We start from the raw sequence: 23,499 nt of genomic DNA, 5'->3' as shown, positions 1-23,499 counted from the left end.
TGCAGGCCGAATCAGTTTTTTCCGAGGACTTCCTTCAGCATTTCGATGTCGAGTGCCTGATTGGCGACCAGACGTTTCAATCGGGCGTTCTCTTCCTCCAGCTGTTTCAGTCGTTTGGCTTCTGACACCTCCATACCGCCAAACTTGTTGCGCCAGTTGTAGAAGGTGGCATCAGAAATACCATGCTTGCGGCACAGCTCCGTGACCGGAAGACCGGCCTCCGCTTCCTTCAGGACGGCGATGACTTGCGCTTCAGTGAATCGAGACTTCCGCATGAGAGGCTCCTTTGGCCTTCATGCTAACTTATGCTTGGCATACCTGCAGGGGGGAAGGTCACACAGAAGAAGAGAAAGATATTATAAAAATCCACACGTTACTTTGCCAGTAAATCCGAGTAAGGTACCGCTTCATGAACGGGCATCGACATACTTGGCAGCTGACAACCATGTACCGTTTACTGCAAGTAGCCCGTGCCGGCTGCTATTAATGGCTACATTATCCTGGATAGATAAGAGTGCTAATTATCAACCTGCGCTATTTTGTTCAAACCCTGCTTTTGCCTACGAGCGACCAGCACCGGCACCCCATCGCTAGCCAAGGCCGTTATCATCTCCACCCCAAAAACCTCTCCCACTTGGGCAGGTTGCAACACGGTGTGTACTGGACCAGATGCTAGCACTCTACCCTGCCGGAGCAGAACGGCTTGGTCAGCATGCCGTAATGCTGCATTCAGATCGTGCAATATCAACAACGTAGTCAGGTTCCGTTGTCGAGTCAGAACGCCAATCATCTCCAGCACTTGTAACTGGTGCTGTATATCGAGTGCGCTGATTGGCTCGTCCAGTAGCAGGAGCCTCGGCTCGCGTGCCAAGGCTTGAGCCAGAAAGACCATCTGCCTTTGCCCACCACTTAGGCTACCTATCGCCCTACTCGCAAGGGGTAGCAAGCCCAGCTCATCAAGGACCCGACAAGCAGCTTCCCGGTCAGGCTCGTTTACACTCAAGCCCAGCCGTGTCAAACGCCCCATGAGCACAACTTCCAAGATACTGAGTGAACTATTGCACGCACAATCTTGGGGCAGATAGCCGATAGCTGGCGATAGCATGGCCTTTCGGGTTGGGGAACGAACGATACCATCCTGTAGCACCTGGCCTGTGTGAGGCAATAAGCCAGCTAACGCACGCAGCAAGGTGGTTTTACCGGAGCCATTCGGGCCAATCAGGGTAGTAATGCTACCAGCATGAGCGCTGAAGCTGATGTCGTGCAGAACACGCAGTCCTCCCAGTTCGACCGAGAGCCCTTGGGTTGTGATATTCACCAGTACCTCGTTTTTGAACGCAAGATCAGCAGCAGGAAGAATGGCACACCAAGCGTGGCTGTGACGATGCCGATCGGGATCAGTGCACCAGGAGAAATAAGCTTGCCCGCCACTGAAGCAGCCGACAGTAGCAGCGCCCCAGCAAGAGCAGAACCTGGCAGCAGGAAACGGTGGTCTTCGCCGACCAAGAAACGTGAAATATGCGGGGCGATGAGGCCGATAAAACCAATGGTACCGACAAACGCCACTGCAGCACCGGTCAGCACCGATACCATAGCTAGTGCCCGCAGCCGCAGGGCTGGTACGTTGACACCCAGACTGCGGGCCCGCTCGTCCGATAGGCGCAATGCCGTCAGTGCCCAAGCATCGCGCAGCAGAAGTGGAAAGCTCCCCCCTAGGGTGATGGCAACGGTAGTCAGCTTGGACCAAGTAGCCTTGTACAGGCTGCCAAACAGCCAGAACACGATTTGCTGTAGAGCCTCGGGCGAGGCTAGGTACTGTAGCAGCGACAGCAGCGCCTGAAATAGGAACAACAGCGCGATGCCAGCCAATACGAACGCGTCGGCCCCTCCCCCTTTGACGCTGCCGATCAGAAGTACAGCCCCGCAGGCAAGCCCGGCAAATAGAAAGGCCGCCAGCGGCATGGCCAAGGTTTCCGGCATCGGCAAGGCCGTACCCAGTACGATCACTAGAGCCGCTCCGAAACCGGCACCAGCCGAAATTCCCAGCGTGTAACTACTAGCGAGCGGGTTGTTTAGCACGGTCTGCATGATTGCACCGGACAGACCCAAGGCTGCTCCAACAACCAAGGCCATCAGCGCCACCGGCAGACGGATACTATGTACGATGACTGCAGTCGCCCGATCTACCTCACCACCGATTAGCGCCTGCAGCACCTTGAGCGGTGCCAATAAGGCTGGGCCTGTAGCCACATCAAGGACGAGGGAGGCGAAGAGAGCCACAGAACCCGCCAGTAGTACAAGCAGGCGTCGGGTGCTTCGTCGCTGCTCATGGGCCAATGTTAATGCCAGTGTACTCATGGTTTTAGGGACACCATCCAGCTGCCGCTGTATTTCACCGGCAGATAACGTTTGTGATAGCGGCGTAGTTCGGCCACGGGATCTACATCTGCGAATTGGGCCGGATACAACTGTTTAGCGATGAACTGGATAGCAGTAAAATCAAACAGAGTACGGCAAAGGCCATGGTCAAACGCGTAAATATGGTTGTTCTTCACTGCTGACAGATCTCCCCAGCCGGCGCGGCGCGCATAGGGAGCCAAAGTCGAACGAGCAGTGGCATCATTGGAGGCGTAGCCCAGTCTCACTGCTTTGGGGCGATTGCTCCAGGATGAACCGGCGATAAAGACATAATCCGGGTTAGCTGCCAGTACCAGCTCTGGGTTTAGTGGGCCCCAACTGCCAGCGATCTGCCCGTTCGCAAGGTTATTGCCGCCGACAGTGTCGATGATTTTGCCCCACATGGTGTCGCGGTAGGTGTTGCCGATAGTGTCGGCACCGTCGCGTCCCAGTTCAACGTAAACCTTCGGCTTTCTGGCCGGATGAGCCATGGCCACACGCCTCATGATATCGTTGTACTTCTGTTCGTACAGTTTGGCCAACTCTTCGGCACGGGCACCGTTACCCATTACAGCGCCGAGGACTCGGGTGCTTGCCAAGTGCTTGGCCAATGTCTGGGCATTGTAGTCGATGACTACGACCGGGATGCCTGCGGCAGAAAATTGCTCAGCTGCGTGCCCCAGAGAGCTATAGCTCCACTCCGGCAAGATCAGAACATCTGGCTTCAGGGCAATCACTTTTTCTGCACTAAATGTGTTGTCGTCGGTAAAACCGACATCCGGCATGACTTTCAGGTTAGGAATAACCTCGATGTAGCGGCTCCAATTGCCACTTCGCCAGCCAGCCCACCCAGTTTTACTGATGCCTACTACGTGTTTCCAGGCACCAGCACCAGCCACCGCAGTAAATTCCTCGAAGTTGAAGCCCAACACAACCCGTTTGGCGGGCACGTCGACGGTGATTTTTCGTCCTAGCACATCGGTTACTGTTTGCGGCTTGGCCCAGGCTCCGACTGCTCCCAGCGCCAGTGATGCACTCAATATCCAGCAAGAAAAGCAGCCCCGTTTCAGCATCGAATTTTTCCTACTCTTTTAATCAAGCCAGTCATTTTAGGTGAGTAGCACCACGAACAACTGCGACAAATTGTCACATCCCAACTACATTGGGAGAATACAGGCTTAGCAAGGAACAGATCTTGCTAGTTGTGAAAAATAAAGAAAATTTTATTATGCAAGAGAGAGCCAATATGACAGGTAAAAAAGCGGGGGGAGTACGTGGATGGAATTGCCCCATACTTCAGTGCAAGGTTTTTAACCAGATAAGCTGTTGCTTCTAACTACAGTGGACGTACCCCTGCGTTGAGTGCAGGCACCATAGGCTATAGAAACGTTCCATGCAGTAAAACAGCTCGGTCAGACATCCATTTGAGGACCGGAGAGCCCGCAAACCTTACTGCTAGCTCTTTAATGCTCTTCATGGCGCAGTCTCAACGTTTTCCCATGTTGCACACTATCTTGAAATCCGTCAGCCGCATCCGTAGCTGCTCGCTTGCGTACTGGCTGGCCTAGAATCTGGTATCGAAGAAGCAAGGCACAATCTGACCACTTGCCGCAAAAATAGCCCCGGGCAATACGCACTTGGTCGAAAGATTGCGCAGCAGCAGGGGCAAAGGTGCGATATTCATAAAGAGGAGGAGGCATCCCACCTTCTGACCAGACGGAACAGCAGCCCCCCCGCTAGCATACCGCAGGCCGCCAGCACCAGCCACAGCCACAGAGGCGGAACACGCCCCCCCTCACCAAGAGCAAAGCCCACCGCCACGTTACCGATAAGTGCCACACAACCGCCAACGCTCGCATAAAAACCGTAATGTCCGCCGAGAGCCCGACTGTCAGCGAAGGAAGGCAGAAACGCGGCAAACAGCGGGAAACACAGAATGGACCCGAGCGACAGGCAAGCCGCCTGCAGCAATGCCGCCGTGACAGGCCAGGCCGCGAGCAACGGCAGGAGCAGATAGCTCATCCCCATCAGCCCCAGCCCCAGTCCCATCGCCCACGCCACACCAAGCCGGCGCCGGACCAGTTCGCTGGCCGGCAGTTGCAGCGTGACGCCAATCAGCGCCGACAAGGTGAATACGCCGCTCAGTAGGCCGGTGTCGTACCCATGGCTGCCGATATAGGCCGGCACGGCCAGATACAGCTGATGAAAAAGCAGTTGATAGCAGGCGGCCAGCAGAGTGAATGCCATGAAGGCCCGGTTACGGATCATGGCTGACCACTGGGCAAGGACGCCCTGCTCACGCCGGGCCGGATCAACCGGATCGCGCGGCAGCCAACGCCACTGCAGGATGGTCAGCAGCAGGAAAATCCCGCCAGCCGCCAGCCCGGTGACCGCATAGCTGATGCCGGTCAGCAGCATACCGACCAGCGGCCCCAGCAGCATGCCGGCCTCGCTAACCAGATTGTGCAGGGCGAATGCCTGCCGACGATGGGCATCATTACGGCATTCGGCCGCCAGGAAGGCATGGGCGCATGGCGTGAATAGCGCGCCGGCAAAACCTGTCAGAAAGGCGGCCACGAACAGCACCGGCAATGATACCGCCCAGCCTAGCAGCACGAAGCCAGCACTGCGAATCAGGCAGCCGAGGAGAATGGCCGGCCGGTAGCCGAGACGATCGCCAAGCATGCCGCCAAGCAGGAACAGTCCCTGCTGGCTGAACACTCGCATGCCCATCACCAGTCCGCTCGCCCAGCCGGTCAGACCCAGCGCCCCAAGATGCTGTGCCAGAAAAGGCATCATCATGTAGAAACCCAGATTGAAAGCCAGGCCGTTGCCCACCAGCATCCGGGCAGCAGGGCTCAGCGCCCGCCAGCCTTGCAACGCCGCACACCACAGCATGGGTTACCGGACCTGTCCCAGCAATTCATCCACACGCTGACTGTTGCTGTACATGCGGCCCTTGCTGGACTTCATGATCTCGCTGACCGCATCACGGTTGCTCGCCTCGCCGACCTGGATCAGGCCGATCATGCCCATCATCAGATGCGGCGGGCAGACATAGAAGTACAGTCCCGGCTGGTCAAGCGTCGCAGCATACGGCTGGTCTTCCTGACTGTTCCACGGCGCCACGCCGGCCGGGGTAGCCAGGCTGCGCACATAGTGACCGGTATTGGCCGGCTCGAAGCGTACAGTATCTCCGGGTCGGGCATGGACGAAGGCCGGTTCGAAGATCATGCTGCCACCGTCGCCGGCGTTCAGCATGCGCACCACATGTTCGGCGGCAAGAACGGGCGGGCTCAGGCAGCAGCTTGCCGTCAGGGCCAGCAGGGTTTTCTGAATCAGGGTCATGGTGTCGGGTTCGCTTGTCTGAGGGTTCGTATATAGGGTTTGCCGTCGGTGCCCCGGTGGACTTCCACCGGGACCCGGTAGAGGCGGCTGATCAGTGCGGCATCGAGCACATCCTCAGGCGGACCGAAAGCCTGCAGGCGACCATCGGCCAGCACGATCAACCGGTCGGCGAACTGCGCAGCCAGGTTCAGGTCGTGCAGCACCACGATGCTGACCCAGCTCTGGCTTCGGGTCTGGCGATAAAGGTGTTCCATCAGGTGGGACTGGTGCTGGAGGTCGAGCGCGCTGACCGGCTCGTCTAACATCATGACCTGCGGATCGCGCAGCAGGACCTGGGCAAACAGCACCATCTGGCGCTGCCCGCCGCTAAGCGCATGCATTGACTGGTCGGCCAGATGCACAATGCCGAGCACTTTCAGCGCAGCCAGTGCTGCAAGGATGTCCTCATCGGAAAGCCGCATGCTGAGGCTGTCCAGCCGCCCGAGCACCACCGCTTCCAGCACGCTGAGATCAAGATCCAGCTGCGTGTTCTGTGGCATGTAGCCGAACAGGCTGCGCCAGTGATTGCCGCGTAACCGCGACAGACGCTTGCCCCGCAGGCAGACATCACCGCGCTGCAGCGGCAATTCGCCGAACAACGCGCGAAGCAGGCTGGTCTTCCCCGTGCCATTGGGGCCGATGACCACGTGAAGCTGGCCGGGAGCCAGTTGCAGACTCAGGTCGCGGACCAGCGTCTGTCCGCCAATGGACAGCGTCAGGTTGTCGAGTTCAAGCACGCTTGCGCCCCTTCCCGAGGATCAGCCAGATAAAGAACGGCACGCCGATCAGGGCGGTCACGATGCCGATAGGGAACAGGGCTCCCGGCACGATGGACTTTGACAGCACCGAGGCAGTGGACAGCATGCAGGCGCCGCACAGGGCCGACAGCGGGATCAGGTAGCGCTGGTCCTCACCGATCAGCATGCGTGCGATATGCGGGGCCACCAGACCGATAAAGCCGATGATGCCGACGAAGCTGATGGCGGTCGCTGTCATCAGCGCAACCAGGATCAGCGTTTTCAGCCGCAGGCGAGTGACGTCCACCCCCAGGCTGCGCGCACGCGCCTCGCCGAGCCGCAGGCAGGTCAGCTTCCACGCATCGCGATACAGCATCACGGCACAGAGGGCTGTCACACAGGTGGTGATCAGCAGTGAACTCCAGGTGGTGCGCATCAGGCTGCCAAACAGCCAGAAGAGGATCTGCTGACTCAGCTCTGGCGAGGACATGAACTGCAGCAGGGACAGCAGCGACTGGAACAGGAACAGCAGCGCGATTCCGGCCAGGATGATGGTCTGGCTGCTGACATGGCGCATCAGCGCAAGGCCAAACAACAGGCTGGCCGCTAGCATGCAGCAGACAAAGGCGCCAATCGGGATGGCAATCAGCGGCGGCAGGCCGAAACCTCCGCTGTGGAGCGCCAGTGCGGCACCGAGGCCTGCAGCGGCAGCCAGACCCAGGGTATACGGGCTGGCCAGCGGGTTATCGAGCAGGGTCTGCATCTGCGCGCCGCCGAGCCCGAGCGCAGCGCCCACTGCCAACGCCATCAGCGCAATCGGCAGGCGCATGTCCATGACGATGGCCCGGGTCATCGGGTCGGCAGAGTACGGGGACAGCAGGGTAACCAGCACGTCTTCCAGCCCGAGCAGCGAAGGCCCGGTGGCGACATCCAGCAGCAGGCTGCCGAAAATCAGCAGGATGAAAAGCAGTAGAAACCGCTTGCGGCGGTATTCGCGTTGACGCTGTCGCAACAGCGCCGCGTCCAGCACGAGTGAATCATTCATGGAACCGGTCCGGAAATGCCATGGCTGACGGACAGGCAGGCCTTGTGCCGCCTGTCCGTTGAAGGGCGGGATTACATACCGACGGTGAACGTGCCGTTGGCGGCAACCGGCAGATAGCGCCTATAGAAGTTCAGGTAATTGGCTTCCGGGTTGATGTCCCGGAACAGGTCCGGATACATCGCCTTGGCCATGAACTGCACCATGGTGTAATCCATCACCGTGCGCGAGGCGCCCTGATAGACGCCGTACACACGCTTGTTCTTGACCGCTGGCAGATTGCTCCAGCCGTTGCGCTGGGTAAACGCCGTCAGCCGTTGGGCAGCCAGCTTGCGGTCCACGCCCTGCCCGATCAGCATCGACGTCGGGTTCCTGGTCGACTCGGTGCCGGCGACAAAGACCACATCGGGCTGCGAAGCCAGCACCTTCTCGGGATTCATCGGTCCGTACCATTCGACGAACGGTGCGGCAATATTGTCGCCGCCGGCCAGTGCGCCCAGCGGACCCCACATGCCCTTGCCGTAAGTGAAGCTGTATTCGGCCGGGCCCTTGTTGCCGAATTCGACATAGAAGCGTGGCTTTGGCAGCCTGGCTTTGGCAATGCGCGACTGCACCTGGTCGACTGCGTGCCTGTACTCGTTTGCCACCTGTTTCGCGCGCTTTTCGTCACCGGCGATCTTGCCGAGCAGCAGCGTGCTCGCGTAGTGATTGGCCGGCAGTTCCATGTTGTAGTCGACCACCACAACCGGCAGTCCGGCATCCTCCAGACGCTTCACATCCGGCCCCAAGCCCTTGTATTGCCAGTCGGCCAGCACCACTACGTCCGGCTTCAGCGCCAACACCTTTTCCACCGAGAAGGTCTGCACCTCGACTTCGCCCACATCGGGCAGGGTTTTCAGGGACGGCCGATGGGCCGTGAACAGCGCCCAGTTGGCCGGACGCCAGCCCTCCCAGGCCTCGCGCGAAATCCCGACCACCTTGTCGAACGCCTTTTCGCCACCGATCGCCATGTAATCCTCGAAGTAAAACGCCAGCACAACGCGCTTGGCCGGCAGATCCACTCTGACCTGGCGACCGAGTACATCCTTGACGACCTGCGGCGCAGCGTGTGCGAAAGAGGACAGCCCGAGCGACGTGACCAGCAGCACGGAAGAGAGCGCGGTTTGGATTTGCATGTGAATAATTTTTCAATTAACAATGACAATTATTATCATTAAAATGAGAATCTGTGTCAAACTCATCGTCATGATGTACTAGACAGACTAACAACAAAGAGGCATTCCTGTTTGGCTTGACTCATGCCAGGCCATCGTTTGCCGCTTTCACAACCAACGGGTGCCACCGGGCGCCGATCCGCAAGGTGAAAAAACCTGATGAAAAAAAACCGGAAACTGGCGCCATGCGCTGCCGCCATGACATTGCTGTGCGCCCTTCCCGTCCATGCAACAGTCGAGCAGGACAAGGCCGAAGGGCTGCTCGAAGGACAAAGCCTGCAGATCCTGAATCGTGCCCTGTACGAGGGGCTCGACTACCGGCATGGCGACCGCTTCTACAATCGCAAGCTGAAGGTCTACAGCGACCAGGCTGTAGAAGCCGGCTACGGGCTGATGGCAACGTATCAGTCCGGGTTTACACAGGGGATTGTCGGTTTCGGGGTGGATGCCCATGCATACGGCGCCGTCAACCTGAACCGCGACAACATCCACAATGGCCGTGAGCGCTATTTGCCGACCGAGGCAGACGGCGAATCTATGGACGACTACGGACGCGCTGGCGCGGCAGTCAAGATCCGCGCATCGTCCACCACGTTGAAATATGGCGAGATGCGCACAAAAAACCCGATCTTCAACTCGTCCGATACACGCTTGCTGCCCGAAACGAACACAGGCTGGCTGCTGACCAGCAAGAACATTCCGGATCTGTCGCTGCAGGCCGGTCACTTTACCGGCTGGTCTGACCGCACGGCCCGCCGGAACGACAATCCGCTGCGCGCCAACTACATTACGCGCGCAACCCGGAGCGGGGATTCGTTCAGCTTTGTTGGCGGTACCTGGAGTGCTCCAATAAAGGCCCTCAGCCTGACGGCCTACGCGGGCAATTTCGAGGACTTTTGGAATACCTATTACCTTGGCAGCACCTATAGCTGGCAACTGGCCAACAGACAATCGCTGTCCTACAACCTCAATATCTACCGCAATACGGACACTGGCAGTGCCTATGCTGGCAAAGTGGATAACACGACTTGGAGTTTGATGAGCACCTATGCGTTAGGTGCACACAAATTCGGCATCGGCTACCAGAAAGTCCATGGTGACACTCCGTTCGACTATGTGAACCGCGGCTCTATCTGGCTGGACAATGCAATGCAGATATCCGACTTCAATGGGCCGCACGAAGCCTCGTGGCAAACTAAATACGAAGTAGATCTTGGCGAATGGTTCTCCCCCGGCCTAAGCGCCAGCATCGGCTACACGCGCGGCAGTGATATCGATGGCTCGAAGGCCGACCCCCGGGGTGCCTATGCCTACTATGGCAAGGACGGCAAGCACTGGGAACGCGACATGCTCGTACGCTACACGGTCAGGGACGGCGCGGCCAAAGGCCTGGCCTTCCACGTCCGCTACAGCGTGCACCGCAACAACGAAGCGCACCGGAAGCAGGGCGAATACAACATTGATCAGGTTCGTCTGGGCGTGGAGTTCCCGCTGTCGCTGTAAGGTAAGCGCCCGGCCAACGCCTCTTGAGGCCATGTTCAGTCCTGCTTAGTGTCCACCTCTTTTTGGTGGACACCATGCCGAAGACTGATCTCTCCTCTTTACGCCAACGGCGTTCTTATCCCAAATCCCTCAAGGCCCGAATCGTCGCCTAGTGTACCCAGCCCGACGCCTCGATTGCCGCGGTAACGCTGTCGCACGGTATCAACGCCAACCTGCAGCACAAGTGGATTCGCCTCGCACGTGCTCGTTGCCCTCAGTGCCCTATCGCACCAGAAGCCGGTACACATCCAGCCGCAAGCCAGATGACAGCGATTCAAAGATCGTGGTGGCTGTGTTTTTTCCACACGTTAACAATACAACAATAGTCGAAATAACAAAATGACGTTTTGCTTGCCAGCCAGCAAACAGTGAGGAGTTTGTCGGTACTTGCAGTGCAATCGGCTCCTGACATTCCGTGCAGTTGCCTTCTGAAAATGACAGCGGACGGCCTCGACGATGCAACGCCATCATCAACGCATCGGTCACCAATTGCGAGGTCATGTTGGCTTTCATCGACCAGCCGACGATGCGGCGCGAATACAAATCCATCACCGCAGCCACGTAGAGCTAGCCTTCTGCTGTCCAGACATAGGTGAAGTCTGCGACCCACTTCTGGTTGGGGGCGCTGGCCGTAAAGTCCCTGTCCAGTAGATTGGCGGCGATCATGTGCGCAGAGCGAGGCCCCGTATCCGTGGGGCAGCGGCGCCGCCTGGACCGTGCCACCAGCTTGGCCCCCCGCATCAGCCGTGCCACGCGATGTCGGCCACAGCGTTCACCCCAATTGCGCAAATCACGCCATACTCGGGGGCTGCCATAGGTGCAATCACTCGCCTGGAAGCTCTCCCGGACACGGCTGATCAGCCGCTCATTGGCACACTGGCGAGCACTTGGCGAGCGGTCATGCCATTCGTAGAAGCCACTACGCGACACGCCCAACGCCAGACATAAATCACTGACCGACCAGACCGTCCGATGACGGGAGATGAATGGATACTTCATGTCTGGTCCTTAGCAAAGTGATCCGCCCCCTAATTCCTGAAAAAAGCCGAGAGTGCGTCAGACCGAGAAGCGAGAAACTTCCCTCTGCAGGCCAAGCGCCAGCGATTCGAGCTGGCTGGCTGCTGCGCGCGAGAATTGCACTGTCGACTGAGTTTCTTCAACCACGCCGACTACGCGCTCGACGTCGCCTGCCAGATTGGTGCCGGCTTGGCTCTGCTCTGCAACCGCTTCCGCAACACTTCGGAAGCGAGCCAAAGTCCGGCTCATACGGTCATTGATTTCGCCGAGAGCGGAGGCCAACTGGTTTACCTGGGTGACCCCGGCCACAACCATCGGATTCACATGATCCATGACCTCGGAGACAGTCGCCGTTTCCTTGACTACAGCCTGGATAATGGTGGAAATTTCGTTAGTCGCCTGCGCCGTTCGCTCTGCCAGCTTGCGTACTTCGTCCGCAACCACGGCAAATCCTCGCCCCGCCTCTCCTGCACGTGCAGCTTCAATCGCCGCATTCAGCGCCAGCAGATTTGTCTGGTCAGCAATATCACGGATGGTATCGGCAATACCGCTGATATTGCTCGTGCGCTCGGCCAGCAACACCACTTGGCTTGATGCGGCACCAATCTCACCGGAAATCGAGCGAATGCTTTCCGACACGTCATGGGCGACGGTCCGGCCCTGCTGGGCGAGTTCGGCTACACCGTGCGAATCGACCTCGGTTTCCCGTGCGTTCTCGGATATGTGATCGATACTGACCGACAGTTGCTCAATGGCCGCCGCTGCCGAAGAGGTCGATTCGTTGGCCGCCGTCGATGCGACATCCAGCTTGCCCATCTGCTCATTCATGCTGCGTGCAGTCTCAGCCAGTTGCCGGGACGACAGAGAGATTTGTTCAATCATGCCGCGCAGACTGGTCTGCATGGTACGCATGACAGCCAGAAGGCTGTGCGGCTTACCGCGGGTCTGGATCTCGGTGGACAGATTGCCGCCGGCAATCGCCTCGACTACCTGAACCGCATAGGCTGGTTCGCCACCGAGTGCACCGACGATCTGCCGCGACATAGTCAGCGCCAGACCGGCAACCACAACCAGCACGGCGAAACCGATGCCCAGCAGCACCCACGCGCTGGCCCAGAAGGTTTTGGCGATGTCGTCGGTAAACATGCCGGTGCCCACCACCCAGCCCCACGGCTCAAAGCGGAAGACGCCATTGAGTTTCGGCAACTCCTGCGTGCTGCCCTTGCGCGATGTCAGGATCTCGGTCAGCCCGTAGGTCACGCCGCCCTTCAGCGCGTCATTATAGGCGTCGACCGTGGTGCGCCCATCGGGAAGTTTACTGCCGGTATCGACCTTGCCGATGCGCTCGGCCTTGGTATGTACGACCAGCACGTTGTCTCGGGTGCGGGCGAAGTAATAGAAATCGTCGTACTTCATCATGTTCAGCGTCTGCGCTGCACGGGCCTGGGCTTCCGCCAGGGTGAGCTTGCCCAGCTTTTCCTGGTCAGCATAGTGCTTGAGGATGCCTTCCGCTGCTTTCAGTTGGCTGACGATGAACGTTTCTTTTTCGTGGGAAAGCGCGCTCCGGATGCTGTAGAGAGAGAAGCCCGCTAGCAACAGCAGGCCGAGAAAGCTCGCAAGAAGAATGACAATGAGTCGGGTGGAAACGCGCATGGTATGCCCTGTCTGGTATGACGGTGTTCAAGTAAACCCGTAGTGTTTATCGGAGTATCCATTACAGACATGAGCTGTTTGTTGTGATTATTACGGCGCCCTTGCCCCCTCCCGAAAAACCATCTCGTTGCAGTGAATCAAATTGTGCCGGCCGGCGCCTCTGGCATCCGGCACGGCGCTGTCGCTTATCTTCCGGTCGACGCAATATAGCGCTGACGCATCTGGTTGCGCTCATTGTAGCGCTCGACCAGCCGGTTGAAGCTGCGGGTTATATCGTCCAGATCACGCGATACGTTCTTTTTGCCGTCTCCCTGATCGCGCCGCAGGGTCTTGATCGACAATGCGAGGCTGTCGGCGGTGCTGGCAATGTCAAACCAGAACGGGTCTGCAGCCGTCTTGGCAGTTCCTGCAGCAGGCCGGTTGGCTGCGCCATATGCCTTGGCCTCTTCATAAGCCTTAGTATAAACGGTTTCGACCACCTGCACGCTCTCTGCGGACATCTTGCCCGACGTCGACAGCGACTCGATAGCATCGACGGCGACACGGGCCTGCAGCATCACATTTTCGGTCTGCCACCAGATGTCCTTGCCGGTTTCCTTCTCCATGGCTGCCAGCATCTTGCGTTGCATATCCAGATTGCGGCCGCTGATGATCTTATGCATCTGTGACGAGGCCGAGAACAGGCGCTCGAACAGCGATCCGATCTGTTCGTCCAGCGCCTTGGCCCTCGCCTTGTTGTCGTCGCGATAGGACTGCTGGTCGTAGTAGGTGTCGAGTTCCGTAATCAGCGGTAGCAGTTCGCGCAAGGTCTGCAGATAGGCCTCACCGGCCTTGTCGAGTTCCGGATCGGCCGGCGTTGCCTTGATGCCCTTTTCCAGACCGGCAATGCAGGTCTTGGCCCCCTGATAGCGGTCGCCATGCATGGTCAGGTAGAAGCGGGCGCGAAGATTGGGCGTGGGACCGCCGCGTACAAAGTCTGCATACATCCCACGATAAATCTGGTAACGCTCACCCCAGATGGAATCGACCTCATTGATGCACTGGATAAACGGTTCCATTTTGGCTTGCTGTGCCTCGTCTTCGGGTGACTGCCCCGGTGTGGATACCGAAGACGAAACGACATTGTTGAATGATGGCAATACATCCAGTTTGTAAACAAACACTCCCAATGCAACCACACTGATAGCTACAATTTTTGCAGTAATCTTCACGGAATTTTCCATTTATTGAAATAATGACATCACACGGATAGCGATATCGGCGTGAGGCGGCAGAGCCAGAATGGGCTCAAAAAATCGCCGACGGGCCAAAAAAATACAGACTCCGACCGTGTGCAAAAAATTCTACCTAATTCACTGCTAATAATCACGATTTATGCCCGCATCAGACGGTCAAGTCATATGGCACTCAGCACACCGCAACGCAACACGAAAGCATATTTGATATCGTCATAACGTTGGAAATCCCGGGAGATAGCACGTTATTCGGGCAGAAAAGACGGTTACGAAAACGACGGCGCGCCTCCCCGAAATCCCGGCAAAGCGCGCCCGACACCTGAAAAAAACTGAGAATGCGTCAGATCGAGAAGCGAGCAACTTCCTTCTGCAAGCCAAGCGCCAGCGATTCAAGTTGCCGCGCTGCCTCGCGAGTAAACTGAACCGTCGACTGGGTCTCCTCGACCACGCCCACCACCCGTTCAACGTCACCGGCCAGATTGGTGCCGGCCTGGCTCTGCTCAGTCACCGCTTCTGCCACGTTGCGGAAACGCTCCAGCGCACGCTCCATGCGGTCGTCGATATCACCCAGCGAAGCTGTTAGCTGGTTTACCTGGGAGACCCCGGCTTCGACCATCGGATTCACATGATCCATGACCTCGGAGACCGTCGCCGTTTCCTTGACTACAGCCTGGATAATGCTAGAGATCTCGTTAGTGGCCAGCGCGGTACGCTCGGCCAGCTTACGGACTTCATCTGCTACCACCGCGAATCCTCGCCCCGCCTCGCCTGCGCGAGCAGCTTCGATCGCAGCATTCAGCGCCAGCAGGTTTGTCTGGTCAGCGATATCACGGATGGTGTCGGCAATGCCGCTAATATTGCGCGTGCGTTCCGCCAGCGATACAACTTGGGTCGATGCCGTACTGATTTCGCCGGAAATGGACAGAATACTAGCCGATACATCGTGCGCGGTGGTCCGACCCCGCTGTGCTAGCTCGGCCACATCACGCGAGTCAACCTCAGTTTCACGGGCATTCGCGGACACGTGGTCAATGCTGACCGATAGTTGCTCGATTGCGGCAGCGGCCGACGAGGTCGACTCGTTAGCAGCACTAGAAGCCTGCTCCAGTCGCTCCATTTGTTCAGTCATGCTGTGCGCTGTATGTGCCAATTGGCCGGCCGACTGCGAGATCTGTTTGATAATGGCACGCAAACTGATCTGCATGCTGCCCATCGCATCAATGAGCTTGCCCACCTCATCCCGGCTGCTGGGTGGCAAGGTGGTATCGAGTTCGCCGCTGGATATAGCCTGCGCCGCTACGATGGTCTGGCCCAAGCGGGTTGTGACCCTCCTAGCAAATAGCCAGGACAGTGCCAGCGCCATCACGACCCCGAGCAGCAGCGCCACCAGTGCATCCCGGATACCGGCTGCAGCGCTCTCAGCCGCCACTGCTGCAGCCCCCTTGGCGCCATCAGCGTTGATCCTGATCAGTGCATCGGTTTGGTCACGCAGTAGGTTGGCACGCTTGGTCCACTCCCCCTTGCTCAAGACCCGCGCTTCATCTTCTTTTCCGGACTGCATCAGGTGAACCGCCTGCTGAACGACCTCACGATAGCCGACAGCAGCTGCTACTGCCCCGTCATAGGCCTGTTTCTCCTCTGCACTGCTGATCAGCGGCTCATATTTCTTAAAAGCCTGCTCCAGCTTTCCATTCAGCTCAGTCATCGAACCAGCAATTTTTGCATGCTCCTCTGGCGTATTCGGCTGCATGAATTCAAGACTGCGAACGCGATAGCGCAGCCGCAGCTGGCTGATTTCTCCTGCAGCCTGTACCGACGGCAACCAGTTGCTCGCAATGGCATCAGTATTCTGACCGATGATGCGAATCTGCCAGATGCAGAAAAAAATGGCAGCAATCAGTATGCTAGCACTGGCGAGGAAGTTGACAATAAACTTTGCCCGCATGGAGATGTTGTCAAAAAAATTCATGATTGCACTCAAATTTGGTTTTAGCTACGCCGATTCCCGTTCCAGGGGCAAGTACTTCAGTATTTCTACGCATATCAGATCTTGCCCACTTGGGATAATGAAACTAGGGCAAGCTTAGCGCAACAGTACTGCAAAGAGAGGGCGATTATCTAAGCGGCTTATTCAATTTTTTTAATCCCCGATATATGCCAAATATATTTATTTAAATAAATAAATGTCATTGGTATAAAATGCTTTACTAGTGACCTCTTGCCCCTTCCGTACCCAACACAGATTGCTAATTGACAACGGGGATACCAGAAGCGGGGATTGGTCTGTCCCGAGAGTGGCGGCGACTGGCACTGGATCGGCGAAGACAGCGCCAAAGTGCTGAAATACGTCCCGCCCAGCGTCCGCGTCGTGCGCCATGTACGCCCCCACTACGCCTGCTGCGGCTGCATCACCCAGACCGCAGCCCCTCCCGTCCGTTTGCCCGGAGCTTTGCCGATCCGGGCCTGCTGGCGCACGGCTGATGGGCAAGCATGGCGGTCATCTACCGCTGTACCGGCAAAACCCGGGCCGACCGGCTATGGACCTATGTGCGGGATGACCGGACAGCCGTAGACGACACCCCGCCAGGTGTCTGATTTGCCTACTCACCCGACCGAAAAGGCCTGCACCTGCAAATCCATCTGAAGGACTTCAAGGCATCCTGCTGGCCGATGCCTACGCCAGCTTAAACGAACTGTACAGGGACGGTGAGATTCTGGAAACAGGGTGCTAGGTGCACGTGCGAAGCAAGTTTTATGATTTGCATATCGCACGCCCAACCGACATCACGCGGGAAACACTCGAACAGATTGGGGGGGATTACCGGGGCACTATGCGACATAGAAAACTCGATTCGCGCCAGCCCGCGGACACAACGGCAAGCACACAGCCAATCCTGCCTACTAGTCCTGCATGACTGGCTGCAGGAGCTGCTGCCCTGTAATAACCCAGTAAAAACCTGCTCACGCCATAATCAAGGAAACAGACGGTGAGCGTGAAGATGGAAGAAGATATCAAGCGGTGGACGGCCAGGCGCAAGAGCGCGCTGGTGCTGGATATCATCCAGGGCAAGACCACGGTGGCCGAGGCCAGCCGTGCCTATGATCTGTCTCCCTCGGAGGTCGAGCAATGGGTCGATGATGGCAAGCGGGGCATGGAGAATGCCCTGCGGGCCAACCCGCTGGACATCAAGGAACAGTACGAACGGCAGATCAAGGATTTGCAAGAGGCTTACGGCGAAGCCATGCTGGAGTTGCGCGCCAGAAAAAAATTGCAGTCCCTGTTGGGCGAGGACGAGAAGTGATCGAGATGATCCGTCAGGGACTGCAGGCCGAGGGCTTTATCGTCCCGATCACGAAGCTGTGTCGCTGGTTCGATGTCCCGCGCCGCACGGTGTACTACAAGCCAGTCAAGGCCGCTCCGAAAGTCGATCCGAAATTCAGCGTACCGATCAAGTCATTGATCGAGGAGGTGCCTTCATTCGGCTACCGGACGGTGGCGTACCTGCTGGGGTTCAACAAGAACACGGTGCAGCGCATCTTCCAGCTGATGGGCTGGCAGGTCAGGAAACGACCGGTAGGGTTCCGGCCGCGCATCCAGGCACTGCCGTCGGTGGCGATGCGGCCCAACGAGCGCTGGTCCACGGACCTGTGCCGGGTATGGGCCGGGCGTGATGACTGGACCACTCTGGCTCTGGTGATCGATTGCCACACCCGTGAGCTGCTGGGCTGGCATCTGTCCCGCAGCGGCCGGGCTTGTACCGCCGGCGCAGCCCTGGAGCATGCGCTGATCGCCCGCTTCGGGACGCTGGGTCGCGTGCCCGAGCCGTTCCTGCTGCGCTCGGATAACGGCCTGGTTTTTACCTCTCGCAGCTATACCGCACTGGTACGCAGCTATGGCCTGCGCCAGGAGTTCATCACGCCGCATTGCCCACAGCAGAACGGCATGGTCGAGCGGGTCATCCGTACGTTCAAGGAGCAATGCGCGCATCGTCATCGCTTTGAGACCTTGCAGCACGCAAGCCGTGTCATCAGCGACTGGATACGCTTCTACAACACCCGCCGCCCTCATCAGGCACTCGGGATGAAAACCCCGGCTGAAGCGTTTGCTTTAGCCGTTTAACCTGAGCAGGTTTCGCTGGGTCATTACAATGCAGGGCACTGCCTGAGCGGATCCCTCGTCACAAAAGATAGCCCCCGACAAGACGGCCTTGAGCAGGAGCTTACTTTTTGTCAGCCATACTCCATTGATGGACGAATGTACCAACACTAATGAACAGATAACAAATGTGGCCCTATCTACAGAGCACGTTATGGACAGTGCCCCAATCAACCTGTTTTTTTAACCGAACAGATAGCAAACTAAAGGTAAAAAATTTCCTCATTGATGTTAATCAAAAAAATCAAACACAACACCATTTTTTATAAAATTTCGCTATGATCATTCCTCGTCATAGTGGAGATCTCTCATCCAGTTTCAACAATTTTCAATCAAAACCCCATGAGGTACTATCATGGCAAGCTAATGTTTGGGCATAAAGAAAATCATCTTTAAGCTGCGAATTATTTCCAACCAGAATTGATCACTCGATACAAACACCATGTTTGACGATATCTCACTCTTTGTTCAAATCGTTCGTGCTGGAAATTTCTCAAAGGCCAGCAAACAGCTCGGCATACCCGCCAATACACTAGGTCGGCGATTAAGCGGGCTAGAAATTAAACTGGGCACACCATTGTTGACTCGTTCAACCCGATCACTATCTTGCACACCAGATGGCGAACGTCTTTACAAATGGAGCGGCGTTAATATCGACAGTCTTGATACGGCTATAAACTTTATCCGCTCTGGCAAGCAACGCTCAAGCGAAAAAGTTCATATCCAGGTTCCCATAAGCTTTTTTGAAATATTTCAAAAAAGCTTTTTTTTCGATCTGCTGAAATTTTACCCTGAACTGGAACTTAACATTCATGTCTCTGATGATTTGCCTGATTTTGATCATTCACCAATCAAGCTTCTCCTCACGAACAAAAAAACAGAAATAAAAAATTGCACAACTCATAAAATCTGCAATCTTGCATCAGGTTTTTATGCCAGTGAAGCTTATCTGGATCAGCATGGCACGCCAGCAACACCAGAAGACCTAGCAAATCATAACTGCATTTACAGGGGGGGCGGAAAATCAATTAATGTGCTTTTGCCATATAACGGTATTTCTCTTCCTGTCAGAATAAAAAGCCGCTTCACCACCAACTCCATTTCTGGAATCATTGATGCAGCAGAGCAAGGTCTTGGCATTGCTATCATCAGTGAGCAAAGCGTAAATCTTACTTCCAGAAAAATCGTGAAAATTCTCCCTCAGTGCCAAACCTGTGATGAAGAGCTTTATGCTGCATATCCAAACAACAAAAAATTGTCAGCCGGAGAAAAAGCGGTATTTAATTATGCCGTAGCAAGAATGACCACAATTGGGTAAGCAAGCCAGAACGGCCAAGGAAAGTAACAATGAAAATATCCACGAAGCTTTACGGATTAGCACTGATCAGCTTTATAGGCCTCGCGGCCATGCTGTGGGTGCTTCACTCACAAATGGCTGAAATTGAAAGCCGGGTTGTAGCAATAAACGAAAATGCATTGCCATCGCTGGTTGCAGCTGAAAATATTCGTGGGGAATTTCAGGAGGCTAGGCGCCAAATACTTCTTTCTGTTTCCTCCATAGGCGAAACGAGCAATAAAAAAGCGCTGACAGCAGCAGGCGAAAAAATCACGGCACTACTTGGAAATCTGGAACAATACAAAAGCACATTGATTACCAACGAGGAAGATCGCACCAATATAGATGCAGCGATTGCCTCCGTAAAAAAATGGGAGGCGCTTATTCCTGCATTTACAGCAATAAGAGTGCAAGCGGCTAATCCCCATGACAAAGCAGCACAAGATGAGGCTGAGCTGAAATATATTGCAACAATACTTACCCCTGCCGCCGTACAAACGGACAACTTGCTGAAAAAAATTGTTCAGTTCAACAAGAACCTAGCTTATCAATTGGGGACAAAAGCCGTACAGACCCAAGATGGAGCAAAATGGACATTAATGGCGATGGGTTTTATTCTGCTGGCAATCATTACTTTTTCCAGCTTGTGGGTGGCATCAAGCATCAAGCATTCAATTAACCAGTTTGAAGAAAAGATTACTGCCATTACCACTGATCGTGATTTGACCCTGCGTGTCAGCGACAACGGTAAAGATGAAATTGCCCGCATTGCCACTTGCTTTAATCAGCTGTTACAAATGCTGCAGACCAGCTTTACCGAACTCAGCCAGATCGGTAGCACGGTAGGGGGTCATGCCACCGAAGTGGCGGGTTCATCCGTTCAGATGACACAGGCCGTCGAGCAGGTCAGCGAGTCTACTTCCAATATGTCAGCAGCCGTCGAGCAGATGACGGTCAGTATCAGCCATGTCGCAGATCGTTCCGCTCAGGCAGATCAACGGGCGCACGAGGCGGGAAAAGAAGCCGAGCGGGGAGCCACCATCATCAATGAAACCATCGATATGATTCGCAGTACCTCGGATAGCGTCAAACTTGCCGCGCTACAAATTACCCAGTTGGAAGAAAAAACCACCTCAATCGGCACGGTAGTCAGTGTCATCAAGGATATCGCGGAACAAACCAATCTTCTGGCTCTCAATGCCGCTATCGAAGCAGCCCGGGCCGGTGAAAGTGGTCGTGGCTTTGCCGTGGTGGCCGACGAGGTACGAAAACTGGCAGAACGTACTGCGGCATCAACTCAGGAGATCACTGGCACCATAGCCTCGATGCAAAGCGACGCCAACCAAACGGTAGCTTCCATGCAAACAGTGGTAAGCCAGGTCGAAGCAGGGGTAGAGACAGGCAGCCAGGCCACTGAAGCAATTAACCGCATACTGGAGCGCACCCACGGTACGGTTGAACAGATTGTCGAGATTTCAAACTCGATGCGAGAGCAATCGACCGCGAGCACCAATATTGCTCAACAAATTGAGCGCGTGGCACAGATGGCAGAGGAAAGCCATTCCAGCTCTGAAAGCAATTCGGCGACGGCAGCCAACCTGAACGGGCAGGCACAGCGGATGCTGACCACCATCGGCCAGTTCCGGACCTGAGCAACAAGCCGGTTTTCAGGTAAAGGGGAAGGTCATATGACCTCCTCCCGAAAAACCGTAGCGGTGAGAAGTAGAGGTTTCTGGAAAATCTGAGCCCATCCGGGCAGGAGATTTGTCATGAAAAAATCGAAGCTCACGGAAGAGCAGATTGCCTTCGCGCTGCGCCAGGCTGAGTCGGGCACCACGGTCGCAGAGGTCTGCCGCAAGATGGGCATCTCCAAGGCCACCTTCTACAACTGGAAGAAGAAGTACGGTGGCCTCGGCGTCAGCGAGCTGCGCCGCTTGAAGCAGTTGGAAGAAGCGAATGCCCGGCTCAAGCGCATGGTAGCCGACCTGAGCCTGGACAAGCAGATGCTGCAGGAAGTCATCCAGAAAAAGCTGTGAAGCCGGTTCGCAAACGCGAGCTGGCCAACTTCCTGATGTCAGCATTCGCCGCGCCACCACTGTCGTTCAACTGTGGCAAGGCACTTGTTTTTATTGCCCTCACCCTCGTGACGATCGCGCCAAGCGGCAGCGAATCCGCGAGAAGACGTCACGCTGGACTTCTCGCGGCCCGGGAAACCCACGGATAATGCCTTCATCGAATCGTTCAACGGCAGTCTGCGGGATAAGTGCCTGAACGTGCATTGGTTTCTGTCGCTGGCTGACGCGCGTGACAAAATCGAGCGTTGGCGGCAGGATTACAACGAATTCAGGCCGCACAGTTCGCTGAGCGACCGGACTCCCTGCGAGTTCCGGCTAGCCCATCTTGAAGCCGGAAATCTCCAGCTTAGACCGCTCGGCTAGTTGGGAAAAGGTCACAGGCGTGAGGGATTAAAGCCGAATGGACATGACGCCATTGGCGGCATAGGGCGAAGCCCGAAAGCCCGGCGGTGTAAGATGAAAAACGAAATGCGCGCTGATGAAACCTATCGGTTGATTCTGTGTGGGTTTACAGCTTTTTCTGTGATCTCATCTGATTAAAGGAAACAAGATGCCAAGCTCAAAAATAGCAGTCGTTAATTACGTCAATAACAAGTATCAGGTAGGGCCAGACTACCCTTGGAGCCAATATCCAAGCTATGCAGCGCTTAGGCACCATGGAACGGATAAATGGTTTGCTCTCTTGATGAATGTTCCCAGAAACAAGCTCGGACTTGAGGGAACGGATAGCGTTGACGTAGTGAACGTGAAGTGTAGGCCAGAAATCGTGGGTTCCTTGCGTCTAAAACATGGGTATCTACCTGCGTATCACATGAACAAAGAGCACTGGCTTACTGTACTTCTCGATAACACGGTTCCAGAGAAAGAAATTTTTGAACTGATCGACGACAGTTACCTCCTTACTAAGCATGATTGACGGCTTTTGTTCTACGAATTACCGCAGTAATCCGCCAACATGCCATCCAGTGTCTGCTGCTACTAAGGTCGAACCATTCGGGCATCGCCAATGCGATGCCTACCCTGGATATTCCGGGCATGAAGCAACCGCCGAAACCCTGTGCATGGTATGCGGTCATCAGGCCGTCTTGGGCTTGCTGCGCGACCAGATCAGGTCGCGCGTGCCGTTCTCGCCTTCGATCAGGCGGGCTTAGACCGTTGCCGGGAACGAAGGATCGTCGATGGCCACCGACAGGTAATCCTGCCCGGCCTCGCTGGTTTTCTTCCACGCCGCTCCGAAGTCGCGGCCGGTCGCCTGCAGGCGGAAGTCAGGGGCGCTTTCGCTCTCGCCCTTGTCGTTGGGAACCAGCTTGACTTTGACGTTGAGGGTCAGGGTGCGGAGCTGACCGACATCCGCACCTGGCAGGGCTGGCTGTATCTGGCGGTAGTGATCGACCTGCACTCGCGCAAGGTGGTGGGCTGGTCGATGAAGCCGACCTTGAGCCGCGAACTGGCGCTCGATGCCTTGTTGATGGCGCTGTGGCGCCGCAAACCCTCCGGCCGGGTCCTGGTTCATTCGGATCAGGGTTCTCAGTACGGCAGCGACGATTGGCGCCGCTTTTGCCAGTCCCATAACCTGGAGCCCAGCATGAGCCGTCGCGGCAACTGCTGGGATGATGCGGTGGCGGAGTCGTTCTTCAGCAGCCTGAAGAAGGAGCGTATCCGCAAACGGATCTACAAAACCCGCGATCTGGCCCGCTCAGACGTGTTC

19 protein-coding genes and 4 pseudogenes are annotated in these 23,499 nt (G+C 56.2%); 9 read left to right on the top strand and 14 right to left on the bottom strand.

The window, feature by feature from the left end:
* Window positions 1–17: 17 nt before the first annotated feature.
* From Q352_RS0116695 to Q352_RS0116655, 9 genes and pseudogenes are all read right to left on the bottom strand, one after another.
* Window positions 18–275, bottom strand: a pseudogene (locus tag Q352_RS0116695) (transposase); the annotation flags it as partial.
* Between the two features lie 242 nt (window positions 276–517).
* Window positions 518–1,318 (bottom strand): ABC transporter ATP-binding protein, encoded by an 801-nt coding sequence (locus tag Q352_RS21700; protein ID WP_036386811.1) that lies wholly within the window; start codon window positions 1,316–1,318, stop codon window positions 518–520.
* Window positions 1,315–2,358: a FecCD family ABC transporter permease gene (locus tag Q352_RS0116685; protein ID WP_028500309.1), complete on the bottom strand. Its 1,044-nt coding sequence runs from the start codon at window positions 2,356–2,358 to the stop codon at window positions 1,315–1,317. The genes Q352_RS21700 and Q352_RS0116685 overlap by 4 nt, the downstream gene beginning before the upstream one ends.
* Window positions 2,355–3,470 carry an ABC transporter substrate-binding protein gene (locus tag Q352_RS0116680; protein ID WP_036386805.1) on the bottom strand — a complete coding sequence of 372 codons (1,116 nt, stop codon included), beginning with the start codon at window positions 3,468–3,470 and terminating at the stop codon, window positions 2,355–2,357. Before Q352_RS0116680 ends, Q352_RS0116685 begins: the two co-directional genes overlap by 4 nt.
* Before the next feature lie 607 nt (window positions 3,471–4,077).
* Entirely contained in the window at window positions 4,078–5,295 is a 1,218-nt protein-coding gene (locus tag Q352_RS0116675) for an MFS transporter (RefSeq protein WP_028500307.1), read from the bottom strand.
* Window positions 5,296–5,298: 3 nt separating this feature from the next.
* Window positions 5,299–5,745, bottom strand: a complete 447-nt coding sequence (locus tag Q352_RS0116670) for a plastocyanin/azurin family copper-binding protein (protein ID WP_112692821.1) — start codon at window positions 5,743–5,745, stop codon at window positions 5,299–5,301.
* Window positions 5,742–6,521 carry an ABC transporter ATP-binding protein gene (locus tag Q352_RS0116665; protein ID WP_028500305.1) on the bottom strand — a complete coding sequence of 260 codons (780 nt, stop codon included), beginning with the start codon at window positions 6,519–6,521 and terminating at the stop codon, window positions 5,742–5,744. Before Q352_RS0116665 ends, Q352_RS0116670 begins: the two co-directional genes overlap by 4 nt.
* On the bottom strand, window positions 6,514–7,566 hold the full coding sequence (locus Q352_RS0116660) for a FecCD family ABC transporter permease (protein WP_028500304.1): 1,053 nt from the start codon (window positions 7,564–7,566) through the stop codon (window positions 6,514–6,516). Before Q352_RS0116660 ends, Q352_RS0116665 begins: the two co-directional genes overlap by 8 nt.
* A 71-nt stretch (window positions 7,567–7,637) precedes the next feature.
* Complete coding sequence (locus Q352_RS0116655; protein WP_028500303.1) at window positions 7,638–8,738, bottom strand: ABC transporter substrate-binding protein; 1,101 nt, start codon at window positions 8,736–8,738, stop codon at window positions 7,638–7,640.
* A 198-nt stretch (window positions 8,739–8,936) separates the two neighbouring features.
* Between Q352_RS0116655 and Q352_RS0116650 the strand changes: the two genes are divergently transcribed.
* Entirely contained in the window at window positions 8,937–10,280 is a 1,344-nt protein-coding gene (locus tag Q352_RS0116650; protein ID WP_211249642.1) for an OprD family outer membrane porin, read from the top strand.
* Window positions 10,281–10,760: 480 nt separating this feature from the next.
* Here the strand turns inward: Q352_RS0116650 and Q352_RS22985 are convergent.
* The 4 genes and pseudogenes from Q352_RS22985 to Q352_RS0116630 form a co-directional block, all read right to left on the bottom strand.
* Window positions 10,761–11,327, bottom strand: a pseudogene (locus tag Q352_RS22985) (IS3 family transposase); the annotation flags it as partial.
* Between the two features lie 48 nt (window positions 11,328–11,375).
* On the bottom strand, window positions 11,376–12,989 hold the full coding sequence (locus tag Q352_RS0116640; RefSeq protein WP_028500301.1) for a methyl-accepting chemotaxis protein: 1,614 nt from the start codon (window positions 12,987–12,989) through the stop codon (window positions 11,376–11,378).
* A 185-nt stretch (window positions 12,990–13,174) separates the two neighbouring features.
* Window positions 13,175–14,200 (bottom strand): DUF3829 domain-containing protein, encoded by a 1,026-nt coding sequence (locus Q352_RS0116635; RefSeq protein WP_169735662.1) that lies wholly within the window; start codon window positions 14,198–14,200, stop codon window positions 13,175–13,177.
* Between the two features lie 364 nt (window positions 14,201–14,564).
* Window positions 14,565–16,193 (bottom strand): methyl-accepting chemotaxis protein, encoded by a 1,629-nt coding sequence (locus tag Q352_RS0116630; protein WP_028500299.1) that lies wholly within the window; start codon window positions 16,191–16,193, stop codon window positions 14,565–14,567.
* A gap of 309 nt (window positions 16,194–16,502) precedes the next feature.
* On the opposite strand from Q352_RS0116630, the gene Q352_RS24465 reads away from it, so the two are divergent.
* The 7 genes and pseudogenes from Q352_RS24465 (at window position 16,503) to Q352_RS22965 (ending at window position 22,707) form a co-directional block, all read left to right on the top strand.
* Window positions 16,503–16,796, top strand: a complete 294-nt coding sequence (locus tag Q352_RS24465) for an IS66 family transposase zinc-finger binding domain-containing protein (protein WP_084300299.1) — start codon at window positions 16,503–16,505, stop codon at window positions 16,794–16,796.
* 415 nt (window positions 16,797–17,211) lie between these two features.
* Window positions 17,212–17,526, top strand: a complete 315-nt coding sequence (locus Q352_RS0116625) for a DUF1153 domain-containing protein (RefSeq protein WP_028500298.1) — start codon at window positions 17,212–17,214, stop codon at window positions 17,524–17,526.
* Window positions 17,527–17,531: 5 nt separating this feature from the next.
* Complete coding sequence (locus Q352_RS0116620) at window positions 17,532–18,344, top strand: IS3 family transposase (RefSeq protein WP_169735663.1); 813 nt, start codon at window positions 17,532–17,534, stop codon at window positions 18,342–18,344.
* Between the two features lie 478 nt (window positions 18,345–18,822).
* On the top strand, window positions 18,823–19,698 hold the full coding sequence (locus tag Q352_RS22975) for a LysR family transcriptional regulator (protein WP_084300297.1): 876 nt from the start codon (window positions 18,823–18,825) through the stop codon (window positions 19,696–19,698).
* Between the two features lie 29 nt (window positions 19,699–19,727).
* The gene (locus tag Q352_RS0116610; protein WP_028500296.1) at window positions 19,728–21,368 is read left to right on the top strand and encodes a methyl-accepting chemotaxis protein; all 1,641 of its coding nucleotides are present in this window, start codon (window positions 19,728–19,730) and stop codon (window positions 21,366–21,368) included.
* 117 nt (window positions 21,369–21,485) lie between these two features.
* Window positions 21,486–22,154, top strand: a pseudogene (locus tag Q352_RS24460) (integrase core domain-containing protein).
* A 187-nt stretch (window positions 22,155–22,341) separates the two neighbouring features.
* A complete protein-coding gene (locus Q352_RS22965) occupies window positions 22,342–22,707 on the top strand; it encodes an MmcQ/YjbR family DNA-binding protein (protein WP_084300295.1) in 366 nt (121 codons plus the stop codon).
* Between the two features lie 231 nt (window positions 22,708–22,938).
* On the opposite strand, the gene Q352_RS21690 is transcribed toward Q352_RS22965, so the two are convergent.
* A complete protein-coding gene (locus Q352_RS21690; protein ID WP_444542979.1) occupies window positions 22,939–23,190 on the bottom strand; it encodes a DUF736 domain-containing protein in 252 nt (83 codons plus the stop codon).
* On the opposite strand from Q352_RS21690, the pseudogene Q352_RS21685 reads away from it, so the two are divergent.
* Window positions 23,128–23,499, top strand: a pseudogene (locus tag Q352_RS21685) (IS3 family transposase); the annotation flags it as partial. The gene Q352_RS21690 and the pseudogene Q352_RS21685 overlap by 63 nt on opposite strands.

The sequence above is a fragment of the Microvirgula aerodenitrificans DSM 15089 genome, from assembly GCF_000620105.1.
In the GTDB taxonomy this organism is placed as follows: Bacteria; Pseudomonadota; Gammaproteobacteria; order Burkholderiales; family Aquaspirillaceae; genus Microvirgula; species Microvirgula aerodenitrificans.
This window is presented reverse-complemented; position numbering and strand designations above follow the sequence as displayed.